Origin of the sequence: Campylobacter sp. BCW_6466, assembly GCF_001762835.1 — a bacterium.
Classification (GTDB): Bacteria; Campylobacterota; Campylobacteria; order Campylobacterales; family Campylobacteraceae; genus Campylobacter_D; species Campylobacter_D jejuni.
Map to the genome: position 1 here is coordinate 1 of NZ_MJXO01000075.1, position 4,628 is coordinate 4,628.

At 29.6% G+C, this 4,628-nt stretch carries 3 protein-coding genes; 1 reads left to right on the forward strand and 2 read right to left on the reverse strand.

Annotation, left to right across the window (positions count from 1 at the left end):
* Positions 1-1,623, forward strand: a 1,623-nt coding sequence (locus AJ887_RS09120) for a flagellin A (RefSeq protein ID WP_070285104.1), incomplete at its 5' end; no start/stop codon positions are given.
* 27 nt (positions 1,624-1,650) lie between these two features.
* Here the strand turns inward: AJ887_RS09120 and AJ887_RS09125 are convergent.
* Complete coding sequence (locus AJ887_RS09125) at positions 1,651-3,549, reverse strand: motility associated factor glycosyltransferase family protein (RefSeq protein WP_070285106.1); 1,899 nt, start codon at positions 3,547-3,549, stop codon at positions 1,651-1,653.
* Positions 3,536-4,628, reverse strand: a 1,093-nt coding sequence (locus AJ887_RS10515; RefSeq protein WP_261659885.1) for a 6-hydroxymethylpterin diphosphokinase MptE-like protein, incomplete at its 5' end; no start/stop codon positions are given. The genes AJ887_RS10515 and AJ887_RS09125, both read right to left, overlap by 14 nt.

A 4,628-nucleotide genomic window follows, 5' to 3' on the forward strand; every position in this document is an offset into this window, starting at 1 on the left:
GGTCTTAGGATTAACTCCGCAGCAGATGATGCTTCAGGGATGGCGATAGCAGATTCTTTGCGTTCTCAAGCAGCTACTTTAGGTCAAGCTATAAACAATGGTAATGATGCCATAGGTATCTTACAAACTGCAGATAAGGCTATGGATGAGCAACTTAAAATCTTAGATACTATCAAGACTAAAGCAACTCAAGCCGCTCAAGATGGTCAAAGTCTAAAAACAAGAACCATGCTTCAAGCAGATATAAACAAACTCATGGAAGAGCTTGATAATATCGCAAATACTACTTCATTTAATGGTAAACAACTTTTAAGCGGTGGTTTTACTAATCAAGAATTTCAAATCGGCGCAAGTTCAAATCAAACAGTAAAAGCAACTATAGGTGCAACCCAGTCTTCAAAAATCGGTGTAACTAGATTTGAAACAGGTTCGCAAAGTGTGAGTTCGGGTGTAGTAGGACTTACTATCAAAAACTATAATGGTTTGGAAGATTTTAAATTTGATAATGTTGTGATTTCAACCTCTGTTGGAACAGGTCTTGGAGCTTTGGCTGAAGAGATTAATAAAAGCTCTGATAAAACAGGAGTTAGGGCAACTTATGATGTAAAAACTGTTGGAGCTTATGCTATAAAAGAAGGAACTACTTCTCAAGACTTTGCTATCAATGGGGTTATAATTGGTCAGATTAATTATAAAGACGGAGATAATAATGGCCAGTTGATTTCAGCTATAAATTCTGTTAAAGACACTACCGGAGTTCAAGCTTCTAAAGATGAAAATGGTAAGCTTGTTCTTACTTCAGCTGATGGTAGAGGTATTAAAATCACAGGTAGTATAGGTGCTGGTGCAGGTATCTTGCAAAAAGAAAACTATGGACGCTTATCTTTGGTTAAAAATGATGGTAGGGATATTAATGTAAGTGGAACTAATCTTAGTGCTATAGGTATGGGTGCTGCGGATATGATTTCTCAAGCTTCGGTATCTTTAAGAGAATCAAAAGGTCAAATTTCAGCAGCTAATGCTGATGCTATGGGATTTAACTCTTATAATGGTGGCGGAGCTAAGCAAATTTTAGTTGGTGTAGCAAGTTCTGTTTCTGCTTTTATGAGTGGTACGAATGGTTTTTCAAAAGGTTCAGGTTATTCTATAGGCAGTGGAAAAAATATGTCAGCTGTTTTATCAGCTTCTATACAATTTGTTTCTAAGGCGGCTTCTATGAGTGCAGCATATGTGGTTTCAGCAGGTTCAGGTTTTTCTGCGAAATCGGGAAATTCTCAATTTGCAGCTTTAAGAATTTCAGCTGTGGGTGCTACCGATGAAACTGCAGGTGTAACTACTCTTAAAGGTGCTATGGCTGTCATGGATATCGCTGAAACTGCTATAACAAATCTTGATCAAATCAGAGCTGATATAGGTTCGGTGCAAAATCAACTTCAAGTTACTATAAACAACATTACCGTAACTCAGGTTAACGTTAAAGCAGCCGAATCAACTATAAGAGATGTAGACTTTGCAAGTGAGAGTGCGAATTTTTCTAAGTACAACATACTTGCGCAGTCAGGCTCATATGCTATGAGTCAGGCTAATGCTGTGCAACAAAATGTTTTAAAACTTTTACAATAATCTTTCTAAAGAGCAAAATTTTGCTCTTTAGATCAAATTTCTTTTTTCAAGTTCGTCTTGTAAAGGAATGATAGCTTTTTTTAATCTCGTGTTTTGACTTTCTATAAGATCTATTATAGTTTCGATTAAAGATTCGTTAGCATAGATCCAAGATAAAATTTTATTTTGTCTTTGACTTTCATTATGAACGCTTTGGGTGTAAATAGGAGCAATTAAACTTTCTTCATGATGTAGGGTGGGTCCTAAAATTTCATGTAAGAAAAAGTATTTCCTATGGCTTAATTTTTCTCTTATAAGATCTATATCTTTTATAACATTTTCTAGATTTATGTATTTATTTTTTTGAGTGATTTTTTGAATTTTTCTAAGGGTTTTTTTGCACTCTTTTTGAAAATTTAATGCAAGTTGCATATTTTTTTTAATTTTTTGATAACTTTTTAACATACTATCAAATTGTTCTTTTTTTGTTTTTTTCTTTAATTTTTTTAAAGGTTTTTTGATATTATTTATTAACAATTCTTCACATACTTCTTTAAAAGGTTTTTCTATGGTTCCTTCTATCCTAGCGCCTCCTTCTGTGCAATTATAAGTATTGATTTTTGTTTGATTGTTTGTAGCATAGTTTTCAAAAATTTTTCTAAAGATTGTCCAAACTTCAGAACTCTCAACCATTCCTTTGCCACCATAAGCTGTAGTAGTAAAACGACCTTTATTTTGCTCAAAGTCTTTTTTATGTAACGATAAATTGACATAATCTTCTGTGTGAGATTTTCCTTCTTTACTGTAAGCTAAATCTTGTCCAATTAAAATAATATTTTCGCACTTTAGTAAAATAGCCAGTTCATAAGCACTATGAGCTACACTCATACCCCCTCCTATATAGCCGTTTTCTTTAAGATCTAAAGAAATCATAAAAGGCAGATATCTAGCTACTAACATATAATCTTTTTTAAATTTATTTAGATATTTAATTGAATTAGGGTGGGTTAATCCTGGTAAAATAAATAAAATATTTTTATCAAAATCACCAAAATCGTTATTAAAAAATTCTGAAGTTAATGGTATCCTTTCTAAGGATAATACATAATCAGGTTTTATGCTGTGTTTTGCAAGTATAGGATAAGAAGAATCGGCACAAAATATTATAGCTTTATTTGCATATTGTTTTAAAAGTGGAAGCTGTTTAGTAAGACTAGGTCCTGTTGAAACAATGATAGCATTTTTATTAAGATTTTTTCTTTTATCTAGCAATTCTTTATAGCTATAGTGTTTAAACATTTGCGGTAAATTCCAGATAGCTTGTTCTATGCCTATCATAGCATCTAAAGGATCTGTGCCCTTTTTTAAGGTAAGATATTTTATAGTTTGAAGGTTGACATTGTTGATTTTTTTAATATCTTCTTGATAAATTTTGTAAAAGGATGAATGTAAATTAATTTGATAAGTTTTTAAAAAAAGATTAATTTCTTTTAATCCAAAAATTAATTCCGCTATATTGTTATCATAATCAAGTGCATGGATAATAACTATGCGCCCTTTAAGCAAATCTTCACTAAAATCTATAAGATTTAGAGTTATAAATATAATATCTAGTTCTTTTTCTATAACAATGATTCTTTTATGATGTGAATTTTTTGCTAATGCTTTATATAAAATTCCATTTCCAAAACCATAAAAAAATAAAAAAGGATAATTAGTATATTGTTCTTGATAAAGTTTTAAATTTTCTTCAAGTTCTTTTATAGGATTTTGATAAATTTTTTTTAAATGTTTTTTATCGATAATATTGATATCTATAGGATCAGATCCTATGTAAAAAGAAAAATTTCTAAGTTCTTGAAAATTTTTAAGTTTATGTTTTAGTTTTTCATGTGCACTTCCTTGCATAGCTTCTAAATTTTTTTTAAAAATTTCATTTATTTGCATTTTTTATCCTTTCTAGGTATTTTTGCATTTTTCTTTCTTTAAGTTTTTGTTCCAATGGGATAATATTTTCAAACAAGGTATTTTCTTGTGTTTGTATATGTCCATAAATCATTTCTATCCATTCTAAGTGTTCTTTTATCCAAATTAATGATTTATTAAAACTATCTTCTGGTGTTTTGGGATTTAAAACATAAATTCTTGCTAAATTGAGTTCAAACTGAATCAATAAGGGTCCTAAAATTTCATATAAATCTTGCATATTTTTAGCATCATCAATTTGGTATTTCACTATATCAATTTTTTGTATAATAAAATTTAAAAGCTCTTTACTTTCTTCTATTTGTAAATTTTCTAAAGTTAAATACAGTTCTTTGATTTCATTATATTCTTGTAGTAATTTTTTATTAAAATCTTTGCAATGATAAATACTTTTATAAATTTTATTATATGTTTTCAGCATTAATTCATTTTGCTTATTTGTATTCAAAGGGTTTAATTTAGGGAAAGGTTTATTTAAATCTTTACTAAGTAAATTCTCACAAGCCCAAAGAAAAGGTTTTTCTATAGTTCCTTCTATTCTAGCGCCTCCTTCTGTGCAATTATAGATATTTATAAAATTCTTATCATAATTTATCCAAGTTTCAAAAAGTTCTCTAAAAAGTTTCCAAAAATACGAGGATTCTACTTTACCTTTTCCACCATAGGCGGTGCTTGTGAAAAGATTTTCATCTTTTTGAAAATGTTCCTCATGTAGTTTTTCGTGTATAAAATCTTTAGCATGAGAGGACTGATCCTTGCTATAAGCTAAATCTTGTCCTATAAAAATAATATTTTTAAAAAATAAGTTTTTCGAAATATCATAATTCATATGAGCAACACTTAAATTTCCAGCTAATAAACCAAAATTAATTAATGCAACGTAAATTTGAAAATTTTGGGCTCTAGGCACCAACATATACTCCCTATTATTTCTTTCAAGAAATTCAATAACTTCTTTATGAACCACCGAAGCTAGTATAAACAAAATTCCTTTATCAAATTCTTTAAAATCATTATCAAAACACTTAGAAACTATATCA